The organism is Paraburkholderia sp. 22098 (assembly GCF_052045935.1).
GTDB classification, from domain to species: domain Bacteria; phylum Pseudomonadota; class Gammaproteobacteria; order Burkholderiales; family Burkholderiaceae; genus Paraburkholderia; species Paraburkholderia caledonica.
Genome location: NZ_JBQEPV010000007.1, coordinates 372476 through 386527, shown reverse-complemented (window position 1 = coordinate 386527; position 14052 = coordinate 372476). Strand labels below are relative to the sequence as shown.

The 14052-nt window shown below is 60.9% G+C and carries 12 protein-coding genes; 8 read left to right on the top strand and 4 right to left on the bottom strand.

Going from position 1 to position 14052, the window contains the following annotated elements; translation table 11 throughout:
* Positions 1–171 precede the first annotated feature (171 nt).
* Complete coding sequence (locus ACTJLB_RS17645; RefSeq protein ID WP_440783995.1) at positions 172–1668, top strand: mannitol dehydrogenase family protein; 1497 nt, start codon at positions 172–174, stop codon at positions 1666–1668.
* Between the two features lie 46 nt (positions 1669–1714).
* Here ACTJLB_RS17645 and ACTJLB_RS17640 read toward each other — a convergent pair whose 3' ends face one another.
* Together ACTJLB_RS17640 and ACTJLB_RS17635 are read right to left on the bottom strand one after the other, a co-directional pair.
* Entirely contained in the window at positions 1715–3514 is a 1800-nt protein-coding gene (locus ACTJLB_RS17640; protein ID WP_440783993.1) for a diguanylate cyclase domain-containing protein, read from the bottom strand.
* Positions 3514–4659 carry an extracellular solute-binding protein gene (locus ACTJLB_RS17635; protein ID WP_440783991.1) on the bottom strand — a complete coding sequence of 382 codons (1146 nt, stop codon included), beginning with the start codon at positions 4657–4659 and terminating at the stop codon, positions 3514–3516. Before ACTJLB_RS17635 ends, ACTJLB_RS17640 begins: the two co-directional genes overlap by 1 nt.
* 604 nt (positions 4660–5263) lie before the next feature.
* Between ACTJLB_RS17635 and ACTJLB_RS17630 the strand changes: the two genes are divergently transcribed.
* Both ACTJLB_RS17630 and ACTJLB_RS17625 read left to right on the top strand, forming a co-directional pair.
* Entirely contained in the window at positions 5264–6046 is a 783-nt protein-coding gene (locus ACTJLB_RS17630; RefSeq protein WP_020066551.1) for an ABC transporter substrate-binding protein, read from the top strand.
* A gap of 253 nt (positions 6047–6299) precedes the next feature.
* Positions 6300–7415, top strand: a complete 1116-nt coding sequence (locus ACTJLB_RS17625) for a succinylglutamate desuccinylase/aspartoacylase family protein (RefSeq protein WP_440783989.1) — start codon at positions 6300–6302, stop codon at positions 7413–7415.
* Positions 7416–7528: 113 nt separating this feature from the next.
* Here the strand turns inward: ACTJLB_RS17625 and ACTJLB_RS17620 are convergent, their stop codons facing one another.
* Positions 7529–8344 carry a MetQ/NlpA family ABC transporter substrate-binding protein gene (locus ACTJLB_RS17620; RefSeq protein WP_088174358.1) on the bottom strand — a complete coding sequence of 272 codons (816 nt, stop codon included), beginning with the start codon at positions 8342–8344 and terminating at the stop codon, positions 7529–7531.
* A 272-nt stretch (positions 8345–8616) separates the two neighbouring features.
* Between ACTJLB_RS17620 and ACTJLB_RS17615 the strand changes: the two genes are divergently transcribed.
* The 5 genes from ACTJLB_RS17615 (at position 8617) to arsH (ending at position 13163) form a co-directional block, all read left to right on the top strand.
* Entirely contained in the window at positions 8617–9780 is a 1164-nt protein-coding gene (locus ACTJLB_RS17615; RefSeq protein WP_020066554.1) for a porin, read from the top strand.
* Positions 9781–10078: 298 nt separating this feature from the next.
* Positions 10079–10411: an ArsR/SmtB family transcription factor gene (locus ACTJLB_RS17610; RefSeq protein ID WP_440783988.1), complete on the top strand. Its 333-nt coding sequence runs from the start codon at positions 10079–10081 to the stop codon at positions 10409–10411.
* Between the two features lie 67 nt (positions 10412–10478).
* A complete protein-coding gene (gene arsB, locus ACTJLB_RS17605; RefSeq protein ID WP_440783987.1) occupies positions 10479–11549 on the top strand; it encodes an ACR3 family arsenite efflux transporter in 1071 nt (356 codons plus the stop codon).
* Positions 11550–11558: 9 nt separating this feature from the next.
* Positions 11559–12386: an arsenate reductase (glutaredoxin) gene (arsC, locus tag ACTJLB_RS17600; RefSeq protein ID WP_440783986.1), complete on the top strand. Its 828-nt coding sequence runs from the start codon at positions 11559–11561 to the stop codon at positions 12384–12386.
* 12 nt (positions 12387–12398) lie between these two features.
* Positions 12399–13163: an arsenical resistance protein ArsH gene (arsH, locus tag ACTJLB_RS17595; protein ID WP_204521844.1), complete on the top strand. Its 765-nt coding sequence runs from the start codon at positions 12399–12401 to the stop codon at positions 13161–13163.
* Positions 13164–13234: 71 nt separating this feature from the next.
* Here the strand turns inward: arsH and ACTJLB_RS17590 are convergent, their stop codons facing one another.
* The gene (locus ACTJLB_RS17590; protein WP_020066559.1) at positions 13235–14023 is read right to left on the bottom strand and encodes a COG4705 family protein; all 789 of its coding nucleotides are present in this window, start codon (positions 14021–14023) and stop codon (positions 13235–13237) included.
* Positions 14024–14052 lie beyond the last annotated feature (29 nt).

Below are 14052 nucleotides of genomic sequence, written 5' to 3'. Positions count from 1 at the left end.
TGCGGTGTCATGGCGCTTTCAACGAAGCATGCAACTGCATATCCGGCTTCAGCCTGCTTGCCTCGAATCGTTTGAACGATGCTACCATACAAGTATATTGACACGTCAAATCAGGGTTTTCCCGCTGATTTACGGCGTTTCAAGCCTGTCACGTCATCTGGACTTCACACCATGAGCACGCCAGCTTCAATGCCTCGCCTTACCCGTCATGCGTTGTCCGCCCTGAGTCAGCATGTGTTGTCATCGGAGCATGCTGCGTGGCGCGAGCCGTCCATCGGCATCGTGCATCTCGGCATTGGCAATTTTCATCGCGCGCATCAGGCGCTTTATACGGAAGAAGCCATGCTCGCCGAAGGCGGCGACTGGGGCATCTGCGGCGTCACGCTGCAAGGCGACGTGGCGAAGCGCAATGCGCTGACGGAGCAGGAAGGTGTGTACAGCGTCGTCGAACGTGGACCCGAGGGTGCAAAGGTCACAGTTGTGCGCGCATTGCGCGAAGTGCTTGCAATGCCGCACGACCACGACGCATTGTTCGAGCGGCTCGCTGATCCGTCCGTGCGGATCGTTTCGTTGACGGTCACGGAAAAAGGCTATTGCCGCAATGCGAAGACGGGCGATGTCGCACTCGAAAATCCCGCCGTCGTACACGATCTATTGCATCCGCACGCACCACGCAGCGTGCCTGGCATTCTGGTTGCCGCGTTGCGCCAGCGCCGCGATGCAGCGAGAGAACCCTTCACCGTGCTGTCGTGCGACAACCTCGGGCACAACGGCGCCGCTCTGCGCCAGGTGGTATGTTCTTTTGCACGCGAGTTCGATCCGGCACTCGCTGACTGGATTGCAGCAGAAGTTGCGTTCCCGTCGACCATGGTCGACCGCATCGTGCCGGCCACGACCGACTCCGAGCACGCCACCGTGGCAGCGGCGCTCGGCTATCGTGACGCCGCGCCCGTGCCTTGCGAGCCGTTCCGGCAATGGGTGATCGAAGATCGTTTTCCGGCGGGACGTCCTGCATGGCATGCGGTGGGCGCACAACTCGTCGGCGACGTCACGCCGTTCGAACTGGCGAAGCTGCGCATGCTCAACGGCACGCATTCCACCCTCGCCTATCTGTCGATGCTTGCCGGCTTCGCCACGATCGACGAGGCGATCGCCGACCCCGCCATGCGCAATCTCATCCACGCGATGATGACCGAAGAAATCGCGCCGACGCTGAACATGCCGGCGTCGTTCGATGTCGCCAACTATCGCGATGCACTGCTCGCGCGCTATGCGAACCCGGCGCTCAAGCACCGCTGCGCGCAGATTGCGATGGACGGCAGCCAGAAGATTCCGCCGCGCCTCCTTGGAACCATCGCCGCAAGAATCGACGCGGGGCAGCCGTTCACGCGCCTCGCACTAGCGGTCGCGGGATGGATGACGTTCTTGCGCGGTTATGCAGACGACGGTTCGCGCTATGACATCAGCGACCCGCTCGCCGAAAACTTGAAAGCGCTCGCGGCATCTGCGAATGGCGATCCTCGGGCGCTGATGGATGCGCTGCTCGGCGTGCGCGAAATATTCACCGCGGAGTTGGCCGCGCAGCCCGCGTTCAGAGCGGCGTTGCTTCATGCGTTGCAGTTGCTGCAAGACAATGGCGCACGCGCAGCGGTAGCGGCATTGCAATAACGCGCCGCATTTCATATGTCAGCCAGGCCGTGGGCTCGGCCTCGTGTCACTCGGTCGCACTTTCGCCGGCTTGCAAGTGCACGGCTTCGGTCTGGTCCGCCTGCTTGCGCCGGCGTGCCTCGAGCACGTCGCGATAACGCAAATATGCGCAACGCCCTCCCGATTTCGCCGCATACATCGCGGCGTCAGCGTTCAGCAGCAGTTCCTCCGCCGTGCCGCTGTCGTCGGGGAACTGGCTGATGCCGATGCTCGCGCCCACCGTCATGCCCTGGCCATCCATCACAATCTCTTCGTTGAGCGTAGTCATGATGCGTGAGGCGATGCCCGGCGCCGCCTCCGCCGAGCGCGGTCCCTCGATCAGCACGATGAATTCGTCGCCGCCGAGACGCGCGACGACATCCGCCGAATGAAGCACTTGCTTGAGCCTCAGCGCCACCGCAACGAGCACCTTGTCGCCGACCGAATGGCCGAACTGGTCGTTGATCTGCTTGAAGCGGTCGAGGTCCACGAACAACACCGCGAGTCCTTCGCGGCGGCGCGTCGCATCGTCGATTGCACGCTCGAGCTTCTCCATGAACAGCATGCGGTTCGGCAGTCCGGTGAGCACGTCGTGCGTGGCGAGATGCACGAGTTCGCGCTGTTTCACATGCAGCGCGTCCATCTGCGATCTGATCTCGCGGCGCAGACGATCGAAGCAGCGCGCGAGTATGCCGATCTCGTCCGTGCGTTTGACCGGCAATGTCTCCATCGCGTGTTCGGCGAAAAGATGCGTGGCCGCATACGCGAGGATATGCAACGGCTTGGTTAGCGCACGCGCAAAAAGAATCGCGAGAAGCAGTGCGAGCGCGCTGAAAATCAACACCATGCGAATGATGCTGCCGCCCAGCAGTTGCGCGCCCGACAACACGTCTTCAAGCGGCTTGCCAAGCCCGATCACGATGAAGCGATTGCCCTCGGACGCGCCGAACGGCCGGCGCACGAAGGCGAGTACTTGCCCTTCGGCCTGACGCGGTCGCGCGAGGCCGTTCACGAGTACTTCGCTTTCCTTCTGTTCGAAAAGCGGCTTGGTGACGGAAAAGCTATCCTGCATCAGCACGCGGCGCCCGCTATCGAAGCCGAACGTTTTCGACGCGTCGGGATGAACCAGAAAGTCGCCCCATTCGTTGGCGAGATAGACCTCATAATCGCTTGGCAAATCGCTTTGCAAGCGTTTGAGCAAATCGGCGAGATTGATATCGATCACGACGACGCCGATCACCGAGCCTTGCGCGTTCGCAACGGGCGTGCCGACCCGCAACGTCGGTTTGCCCTGCGCCGCGTGAGCGCCGTACTCATGATTGACGGCAATCGGCGACGTGTAAATGCGTCCGGGCGAAAATGTGAGTGGCTCGAACACATACGGGAACTGCCCTTTCTCCTGCAGATCGCCGCCGTCCACGCGCATCAGTCCGTCGGCGTCGCGGTCAAAACGAATGATTTCGAGGCCGTGATGCGCGCGGCTGATAAGCCGTATCTGCAGGTACTCGGCGTGATGGATCATGAAGCTGGAGTACACCTGCGCGAGCCGTTCGCGCGAAGCGCTCGCCGCAGATCCGTCGCCGGTCGCCAGGACCTCGGCCGACGAAGGCAAGCTCGCGAGCACGAGTGCGTCGGCGCCCACGTCGTCGATGGAGGCGGAAAAACGCTGACCCAGCAGCTCTGTGGACGTCAGCAAGCTGTGGCCGGCTTCCTTCACGAGCATTGCGCGGTTCGCGTGATACGCGTAATAACCGGTCGCGCCCGATGCCAGCACGCCAATGCAGGCGAGCAGAAGGGACAGCTTGAAGGTGAGGCCGGGGCGGATCATCAGAAGCGCTCCGAGCGGTCACCGGAGACGATTCTGATCCACAGGTCCTCGCGCCGTTGAATGTTTTCGACCGGACCGATCCACACGATGCGAGCGCTATCGCTATGCGCAGCCGGATCGGTCAATGTGTTCGCGAGTCCTTGCCGCTGTGTCAGTAACCGGCTCACGTCCGGTTCGAGCATGTAATTGATCCATGCGAGCGCGAGCGCCGGATCAGCGGCTGCACGCGTCATCGACCAGCAATCGAGCCAGGCCAGCACGCCTTCGTCGGGAATCACGTAGCCCACGTCGGCGCCGGCGCGGCGCAGTAATTCCAGTTGCTGCGTGCCGTAGTTCCCGAACATCAGCGCAACGTTATGCTGGATGAAAAACGCGGTCGCCTCTTCAGGCAGCGTGTAATAGGTCAGTAGGTTGCGGCGCAGATCGACGAGCTTGTGCGCAATCGCGCGCATCTGCGTGGCGTTCAGATTGAACGGATCGGGATAACCCAACGCGAGCGCCGTGAACGAGAAATTGTGCTGCGCACTATTGAAGTCCAGCACCTTGCCGCGGTATCGCGGGTTCCACAGTTCACGCATCGAGCGCGGCGCGACTGCGACCTGCTTGCGATCGTAAATGAGGCCCATCGACGAATAGGTAAACGGAATCGCATAGACCTTGCCGTCCGACATGATTCCTTCGATCGCCGAGCGCGCCTGAAAACGCGGCAGTTGTCTTGCGGTATTGGGCAGACTTTGCAGATCGAGCGGCGCCAGCAGATTTGCGTGCGTATAGCGCTGGATTTCCGCGGTGTTCGCCGCGAGCACGTCGAAGCGCGGCGCGTTCCTGGCATGCAGTTGGGCCCATAGCGCTTCGTCGGAATCCACGAGCGTCACTTCCACTTTTACGTCGTAACGCAACTCGAAGTTCCTCACGACGTCGGCATCGGCGTAACCGGGCCACGCAAGCACATGCAAGACTTTTTTCGCGACCTCGGCCGACGCGCTCGACAACAGCCCGAAACTGAGAAACGCGCCCACAACGAGTCGCAACAAAACCGCGCACCCGCTACGCGCTAATGGCGCGCGCGAGGACGCAAGCGCAATTCGCTGCTGACCGTGCTGCGTAAAACAGCGCACTCCATCTGCCGTCGAAATCATGTGCATATGCAACACCGTTTTGCAGAAGGCAGTTCCCGCGAGCAGAAGCCCGCGTAAATGACTCGCGAATCAATACTGGAGACGTTTCCTCTGACCAGAACTGCTCTGTGCGCTGCGTGGAAGCGCGAGGAGCAACGATGATAGCCCCAAGCAATATGTTTTTGGTCTCATTACCGCGTCAATGCCTGGAAATAACTGACCCTCGGCGGGACACGACGGGCATTCATCACGTGATAACGGCAGGCGCTTAACGTTCTTTAATTAATTCGACGAATTAAATGAACGCGTGATTGCTAAATCTATTTAACGATTCGCATTACGACCGGGTTACTACGTTATTACGACATGCGCCGACAGCCGGCCATTCGATGCCGCCCGCATCGTCGCGCGACAATGCGCTCCTCCGGGCACCTCTACTGCCAAGGCATCGCTCATGCGCCATCCGGTATTTCACTAACTACCCAACATTTTTGAACTGATAAGCTTGGCGCGCGCTGCTGGCCGCCCCGGCTGGCGGCTTCAACCCAGGCCCGGTCGTGAGTCGCGCCGGGTTTCCCGCAGCGGCACAACCGCGTGCGGGAGTATTTGAACTACACCGAGGAGTAAAACAGTGAAAAAACTGCTAGCGGCTTTGACGGTTGCTCTGCTTGCCACCGTCTCGATTGGCGCACACGCTAAAGATTGGTCCACCATCCGTTTTGGCGTCGATGCCAGCTACCCCCCGTTCGAGTCCAAAGGCTCCGACGGCAAGCTCGTTGGCTTCGACATCGACCTCGGCAATGAAATCTGCGCGCGCCTGAAAGCCAAATGCGTGTGGGTCGAAAACGACTTCGACGGCATGATTCCGGCCCTGAAGGCGAAGAAGTTCGACGGCGTGCTGTCGTCGATGTCCATGACGCCGCAACGCGCCGAACAGGTCGCCTTCTCGTCGAAGCTGTTCAATACGCCGACGCGCCTCGTCGCAAAGAAGGGTTCGGGCATCCTGCCGACGGCTGAATCGCTGAAGGGCAAGACGGTCGGCGTCGAACAGGGCACGATCCAGGAAACCTACGCGAAGACCTACTGGGAACCGAAGGGTGCGAAGGTCGTGCCGTATCAGAACCAGGACCAGGTCTATGCCGACTTGCTGTCGGGCCGTCTGGACGCAGCGCTGCAAGATGCGGTGCAAGCTGAAATCGGCTTCCTGAAGACGCCGCGCGGCGCCGGCTTCGACTTCGTCGGCAAGAACCTCGACGATCCGAAGATCCTCGGCAACGGCGCGGGCATCGGCATGCGCAAGGAAGACACGGATCTGAAGGCGAAGGTCGACAAGGCGATCGCCGACATCATCAAGGACGGCACGTACAAGAAGCTCGAGAAGAAGTACTTCGACTTCGACGTGTACGGCAGCTAATAGGCCGGCTTGTGTCAGCCAGGGCCGCCACGCGCGTCTAGCGGCGCGCTGAACGGCTCGAAAAAACGGGCCCCGCCATGCGCGGGGCCCGTTTCGTTTTTGAAGCCGCCACGACCACGCCCCGCGCCGTATCGGCTAAGATCGTGCGATCGATATGGCGCCGGGCAGTTGTGAACGACTGGCGTCATCCAGGCTTTTCCCCTCAAATCAACGAGATAGCGGCGCGCCGCACTTTCCCGCGAATTCGACAACCATGCAAACCCAATCCCATCCGCTGATTGCCCCGACGCTCGGTACCGCCCGCAACCTGACCAGTTTCCATTACGGTCCCAGCGGCGGACAGAAGATCTACATCCAGTCGTCGCTGCATGCCGACGAACTGCCGGGCATGCTCGTCTCGTGGGAACTTCGTCGCAAGCTTGCCGCACTCGAAGCAGCCGGCAAGCTGCGCGGCGAAGTGGTCATCGTGCCGGTGGCCAACCCCATCGGCCTGAACCAGCACTTTCTCGGCCACCTGACCGGACGCTTCGAAACCAACACCGCGCAGAACTTCAACCGTAACTTCCATGATCTGTCGGCACTCGTCGCACCGGTAATCGAAGGGCGCCTCACGGATAACATCGACGCCAATCGCACGGCGATCCGCACCGCGATGCGCGAGGCGCTCGACGCGCAGACGCCGGCCACCGAGCTCGAATCGCAACGTCTCGCGCTGCAAAAGCTTTCCTACGACGCCGACGTCGTGCTCGATCTGCATTGCGACTGGGAAGCCGCGATGCACCTTTACACGAACCCCGACCTGTGGCCCGAAGTCGAGCCGCTCGCGCGTTATCTCGACGCAAAGGCGTCGCTGCTTGCGCTCAATTCGGTGGGCAATCCGTTCGATGAAATTCACAGCTTCTGCTGGTCGGATTTGCGTGGCCGTTTCGGCGAGCGTTTCCCGATTCCGAACGGCTCGATTTCGGTCACGATCGAATTGCGCGGGCAGCGAGAAGTGTCTTACGAGTATGCGGAGCGCGACGCGCAGGCGATCGTCGAATATCTGACCTTGCGTGGCGTCATCGAAGGCACGGCCGCGCCGCTGCCGCCGCTCGAGTTCGCTGCGACGCCGCTCGCAGGCGCCGAGCCGATTGTCGCGCCGATCAGCGGCGTGCTGGTGTATCGCTGCGAAGTGGGCACCTGGGTCGACGTGGGCCATGAAATCGCGGATATCGTCGATCCGTTGACTGACCGCGTCGTTACGCTCAAAAGCAACGTTGCCGGCGTGCTCTATGCGCGGCATCTGACGCGTTTCGCCACGGCCGGCCTCGAATTCGCGCGCATTGCCGGCGCGACCGCGTTTCGAAGCGGCTCGCTGTTGAGCAACTGATTCGCGGCTTGACGCTAAAGCGAGGGCGCCGTGAAGGGCGCCCTCGCTTTTATTGCTACTGCTCCTGTTCCAGTCACTGCCGGCGAGGCACGCGACACGGAAGGAAGAGTCCTTTAAAACGCGGGGATGATCGCGCCTTTGAACTGCGTGTCGATGTACTTGCGTACTTCATCGGACTCGTAAGCCGCGACCAGTTTCTTCACCCAAGGCTGGTTGCGGTCCTTCTCGCGCACCGCGATGAGGTTTGCGTAAGGCCCCTTGAGGTCTTCGATTGCAATCGCGTCTTTGGTGGGCTGCAAGCCCGCCTTCACTGCATAGTCGGTATTGATCGACGCGGCATCGAGGTCATCGAGCGCGCGCGGCAATTGCGCGGCGTCGAGTTCCACGATCCGGATTTTCTTGTGATTCTCACCCACGTCGAGCGGAGTCGCATTGACGCCGTTCGTGCCGACGCCCGGCTTCAGCTTGATGACACCGTACTTCTGGAGCAGGAGCAACGCGCGGTTGCCATTGGACGGATCGTTCTGAATGCCCACTTTCGCCCCTTCGGGCAAGTCCTTCAGCGACTTGAACTTCTTCGAATAAAAGCCCATTGGCGACACATACGTCAGGCCGACATTAGCGATCTTGTAGCCGCGCTGTTTGATCTGGCTATCGAGAAACGGCTGGTGTTGAAAACCGTTAGCGTCGAGATCTCCGGCGTCTAGCGCAGCATTCGGCTGCACGTAGTCGTTGAACTCGATCACTTTGACGTTGAGCCCCTCGCGCGCCGCCACTTTGGTCACGACCGACCAGATCTGTGCATCCGGGCCGCTCATCGTGCCGACCTTGAGTTGCGGGCCGTCTGCATGCGCAAACGTTGTCGTGAGCGAGAGAGCGGCGACACCGGCCAGCGCGAGCACATTTCTGATGATATTGCGGCGTTGCATGCGTTTCCCCATAAGCGGTTTGATTGACAGGCGCGCATCGTCGCATGCGGCGGCGGCCGCCTGAAACCAATCGTTTTTCACACGCTTATATGAACGGGCGCGAAGAAGCTTATGCGCGAGATCGCCATTAACTGTCGCTTGCGCGCGACAGATTTCAAAATCAATGCGCCTGTCACATACCTTACTCAGCGTTCCCTTAAATTTCAGCCCGTCGCACGACCTTGCCGAAGAGCATCGCATTGCGATCGCTTAATTTTTAATCGGAGAACGTTTTGAACAAAAAACTATTGACCGCCGCTACCCTCGCAGTCTTCGCCAGCGCCGCACACGCACAAAGCAGCGTCACGCTGTATGGCGTGATCGATGCCGGTATCAGCTATGTGAACAACTCGAAGACCGCCACCGGTCACGACAATCTCTTCAAGTACGACGACGGCGTGGCGCAAGGCAGCCGTTGGGGCCTGCGCGGCACCGAAGATCTGGGTGGTGGCCTGAAGGCGCTGTTCGTGCTGGAAAACGGCTTCAACAGCGGTAACGGCACGCTCGGCCAGGGCGGCGCGTTGTTCGGCCGTCAGGCGTATGTCGGTCTGTCGCAGAACAATGTCGGCTCGCTGACGTTCGGCCGCCAGTACTCGTTCTCGACCGACTATCTCGGCGGCAGCTACTCGACCGGCGGTCAAACGGTCGCGGGCAACTACGCTTACCACATCAACGACGTCGACCAGTTGACGTCGAGCCGTATCAACAACTCGGTCAAGTTCAGCAGCGCGAATTTCTCGGGCCTGACCTTCGGCGCGATGTATGGCTTCTCGAACCAGGCTGGCGCATTCGCCGGCGCGCCCGCAACGGGCACGGCCGCAGCACCGGTCGCAGGTTCGTCGCGCGCTTACAGCTTCGGCCTGAACTACGCTAACGGTCCGTTCGGCGTGGGCGCGGCATACACGGATATCCGCTACCCGAGCCAGGCAACGCCGGCATTCTCGACGACCATCGCAAACGTGACGACGGGCAACATCCGCGATCTGCGCACGTTCGGCGTGGGCGGCCGCTACACGATCGCCGCAGCGACGCTGTGGGCGTTGTACACGAACACGCGCCTCGAGACGGTCACGGGCGGTGCGACGACTTTCGCCGCGTATGAAGCGGGCGCGAAGTACGCGTTCACGCCGGCACTGACGGCAGGCGCGGGCTACACGTACATGCACCTGAGCAACGCAAATCGCGGCCACTGGAACCAGGTCGACCTGAGCGTCGACTATGCGTTGAGCAAGCGCACCGACGTGTACGCACTGGGCATCTATCAGATCGCAGCGGGCCGCAACGGCACGCAGGATCTGCAGGCGCAGATCGGTTCGAGCACGAGCTACTTCAACACGTCGGGCACGGGTGCGGACAACCAGTTGGCATTCCGCGTGGGCGTGCGTCACAAGTTCTAAAGCGCCATCGTGCCGGCGCAGACGTTAGCGCCTCGCCGGCGCTCTGTGTTGAAACGCCGCTGCTTTCGAACCAGTTCCACAAGTTGTAGCGGAGTCGATTGCCCGGCGTTGCAGCTGGACATTACGCAATCACGCAGTTATTCCTATCGGTAAGACGCCGGCGCCGCTGGCGTCTTACTGCTTTCGCTTCCCCCTTCGCAGTTCAAAGCCAACCGATATCGATTCGTTCAGCCGCGTCCGCACACCTGTCATTTCAAGAATACTTGAATTATCGAATCGACAGCCCTATCATGCTGCGATGGACTCGAACCTCGTTGTACGCGCGCTCGGCGCGCTGGCTCATGAATCGCGACTCGCCATTTTCCGGGCGCTGGTGGTAGCTGGTCCCGAAGGCATGGCGGCAGGGGACATCGCGCAGCAGGTCGGACTGTCACCGTCGAGCCTGTCATTCCATCTGAAGGACCTTTCGCACGCCGGGCTGGTTACAGGTCAGCAGGAAGGGCGCTTTATCTATTACTCGGCCAACTTCGACGCGATGAGCGGACTCCTCGGTTTCCTCACCGAGAACTGTTGTGCGGGTGCGGGCTGTGCAGTTGGAGCCGCGCCGCAGTGCAAAGGAGCGGCGACATGAACGTTGCCGAGTTTGCCATCTTGCAGCGCATCTCAGCAGCCGCCACTATTCCATTACGGATTCACCCATGAGCAGTCTCGAGCAAACGGCACGTCATTCACAGGCGCCTCGTATCGGTTTCTTCGAGCGGTATCTGACGGTGTGGGTCGCGCTTTGCATCGTTACAGGCATCGCGCTCGGGCATTGGCTGCCGCTGGTGTTCCAGGCAATTGCCCGCATGGAAGTGGCGCACGTCAACATTCCGGTCGGCGTGCTGATCTGGGTCATGATCGTGCCGATGCTCATTAAGATCGACTTCGGTGCGATGGCGCAGGTGAAGGAGCACTGGCGCGGCATCGGTGTCACGCTGTTCGTCAACTGGCTTGTGAAACCGTTGTCGATGGCGCTGCTCGGCTGGATCTTCGTGCGCCATGTCTTTGCCGCGTGGTTGCCGTCGGGCCAGCTGGACAGCTACGTCGCAGGGCTTATCCTGCTCGCCGCGGCGCCTTGTACGGCAATGGTGTTTGTCTGGTCGCAGCTTTGCAAGGGCGATCCGTACTTCACGCTCTCGCAGGTCGCACTGAACGACGCCATCATGATCGTCGCTTTTGCACCGATCGTTGCACTGCTGCTCGGCCTGTCCGCGATTGCAGTCCCGTGGGACACGCTCATCGCTTCAGTGGGGCTTTACATCATCATCCCTGTTGTCATTGCGCAGATCGTGCGCCGCCGGCTGCTTCGGCATGGCGATGCGCGCTTTCAACGCATGGTTTCCCGACTAGGCCCCTATTCGATCTGCGCGCTGCTCGCAACGCTCGTGCTGTTATTCGCGTTCCAGGGGCAGGCCATTGTCAGCGAGCCGCTGGTGATCGCGATGCTGGCCGTACCGATCCTGATCCAGGTGTTGCTGAACTCGGGCCTCGCCTATCTGCTCAACCGCAAGCTCGGTGTCGCGCACTGCGTGGCCGGTCCGTCGAGCCTGATCGGTGCGAGCAACTTCTTCGAACTGGCAGTGGCAACCGCCATCAGCGTGTTTGGATTCCAGTCGGGCGCAGCACTCGCCACCGTAGTCGGCGTACTCATCGAAGTGCCCGTCATGCTGCTGGTCGTCGGCGTCGTGAACCGGACGCAACATTGGTACGAAACCCGAACATATTGAGGACAAACGATGCGCGTGACCATCTATCACAACCCCGACTGCGGCACGTCACGCAACGTGCTCGCGCTGCTGCGCGAAGCCGGTGAAAACCCGCTCGTGATCGAGTATCTGCAAAATCCGCCTGATCGCGCAACGCTCGAACGCCTGATAGCCGACAGCCGAATGGCGGTCCGGGACATGCTGCGCACGAAGGGCACGCCATACAAGGAACTCGGACTCGACGATCCGGCAGTGAGCGACGCTGAACTCGTCGACGCTATGCTCGCCCATCCGATTCTGATCAACCGGCCGATAGTCGTGACGCCGCGAGGCACACGCTTGTGCCGCCCTTCCGATGCAGCGGCCGGCCTCCTTGCAAGCATGCCCGAACGCGAAATCCTGAAGGAAGAAGGCGCGCCTTTTATCGTGGCCCGGCGCATCGCAGATGACAACGCTGAGTTTGTGCAGGCACTGCGCGATGCGGACCTTCCCATCAACGATCTGAGCGAGTCTGGCCGCTCGTTCTTCACCTTCTCGACGCTGGCAGGTGTCCATCTTGGTTATGGCGGATTCGAGCAATACGGACGCGATGTACTGATCCGGTCGCTTGTCGTTGTGTCCGATCAGCGGGGCAAAGGCATCGGCCGTAACGTGCTCGCCGTTCTGTTGCGCGAAGCTTTCGATGCGGGCGCCCGCACCGGGTGGCTGCTCACCACGAATGAATCGACGTTCTTCGAGAAGTCCGGCTTCAAGCCGGTCAGCCGCGACGCGGCCCCGGCATCGATCCTCGCCACACGTCAGGCGACCGACTTGTGTCCGTCGAGCGCCGTCCTGCTTTCGCGTGCCATCACCCTTTAAGCGCCATAGCCCATGCCGACCGATCTGCCGAACATCAGCCCTCTTCATCTCGACATACCCGATCTCACGAAGCTCGAGCCACGCGCGCTATCGCAACACCCGCCGCGCATTCTTCTTCTATACGGCTCACTCAGGCCAACGTCGTACAGCAGGTTGCTGACGCTGGAAGCAGAGCGGATTCTGCAGCAGTTCGGCGCGGAGACAAAGGTGTTCGATCCGCACGGCCTTCCGCTTGCCGATAGTGTCCCGCCGGACCACCCGAAGGTCGCGGAACTGCGCGCGCTATCGATATGGTCCGAGGGTCAGGTGTGGTGCAGCCCGGAGCGTCACGGCGCGCTCACAGGCGTTTTCAAGAATCAGATCGACTGGTTGCCGCTCGATTCCGGCAGCGTCCGTCCCACGCAAGGGCGCACGCTGGCAGTCATGCAAGTGTCCGGCGGCTCGCAGTCGTTCAATGCAGTCAACGCGCTGCGCGTACTAGGCCGCTGGATGCGCATGGTGACGATCCCGAACCAGAGCTCGGTCGCCAAGGCATTCCAGGAGTTCGACGAGAACGGACGGATGAAGCCGTCCTCGTACTACGATCGGGTGGTCGATGTCATGGAAGAACTCTTCAAGTTCACGCTGCTCGTGCGCGACCGTTCCGATTACCTGACCGACCGGTATAGCGAGCGCAAGGAGCGGGCACCGGCAACCGTAACGGCGCTCGCGAGTGCTGCCATGAGTCATGAACAAAGTGCTCAAATTGCCGACACGGACGACAGCGAGGTTGAGTAGCGCTCGCTGCCATCGGAGTGAATGGCCATGAGGCGTTCCAGTTCGCCTCGCATCGACGCATCGACGCATCGTTATACAGCGGGCGCACGTCTCGCGGGGCGCTGCGGCAGAAGCACGATACAGGCGACGATAAACACAAGCAGAATCACCGACGCGTATAAGCGGCTCACGTGCAACCCGCCCTCCGCGACAGGCTTGTCGAGCAGATCCCCAAGCGTCGCGCCGAGGGGACGCGTCAGAATGAACGCTGCCCAGAAAAGCGCCGTGCGAGACACGCGCGACCAGAAATACAGGGCGGCCACCACGAGCAAGCCCGCGCCGAAGATCATTGCTCCGTATTCGTAACCCACGCCGAGTCCGCCGCGATCTTCGCCCGCGACCCAGTCACCAAGAGCGGTGCCGAGCGTTTGCGAGAACAGGATGGTGACCCAGTAAAACCACTCCGCTTTAGCCGTGACGATACTTTCCACTGACACCGTGCCTTGCGAGCGATACCAGGCCGCGAGACTCGCCGCTAGCAGTGCGACGACTAACGCGACGCCTCCGGGGTAACCGATGCCGAGCGATCTATCCGCGAAGTCGGCCATTGTCGTGCCAAGCGTCGTGGTCGCGATGATGGTCGCCCAATAAAGGAACGGATGGAAGTCGCGCGCCTTGATCTGCGCGGAGACGAGCGCGACGAAGAATACGAAGAAGATCGCCGAGCCAATCAGGTAACCGAGCTTCAGCGACATCGACACCCAGTCTCCGCCCGTTTCACCCAACGTGGTGGCCGCGACCTTGATCACCCAGAAGCCCAACGTCACTTGCGGCACTTTGCTGACGGCCTGGTCTGCAAAGTTCATGGCGCTGTCTTTCATCAGTCACTCCTTTTTTCGTAGCTGCATTA